This is a genomic window from Alkalihalophilus lindianensis (assembly GCF_032843265.1).
In the GTDB taxonomy this organism is placed as follows: Bacteria; Bacillota; Bacilli; order Bacillales; family Bacillaceae_D; genus Alkalihalophilus; species Alkalihalophilus lindianensis.
Map to the genome: position 1 here is coordinate 1 of NZ_JAWJBA010000721.1, position 251 is coordinate 251.

Annotated in this window: 1 protein-coding gene; it reads right to left on the reverse strand. The window is 46.6% G+C overall.

What is annotated here, in order from left to right:
• Positions 1-202: class I SAM-dependent methyltransferase (locus RYX56_RS24055; RefSeq protein WP_317124344.1), on the reverse strand; the 202-nt coding region annotated here is incomplete at its 3' end.
• Between the last annotated feature and the right edge of the window lie 49 nt (positions 203-251).

The window sequence follows — 251 nt, forward strand, 5'->3', positions numbered from 1 at the left end:
TTTGTTTAAAGGCTTGGGTTGCAGGGTGATCTACTTCATAGATGGTAAAATCAGATGGAAGGTTTTCCTGACGAAAGGCAAACGTGTCAAAGCCGGCACCTAGAATGACATACTGCCTAAAGCCCCGGTTGATGGCCGACATGAGAGCCTCCTCAGCATATCTTGAACGGCTTACTAGTTGAGGAATCGTCTGGGTATTCATGACCCACTCCAATTTCTCATCAATAGTCTTCAGGGATTGCCCCTTTTCC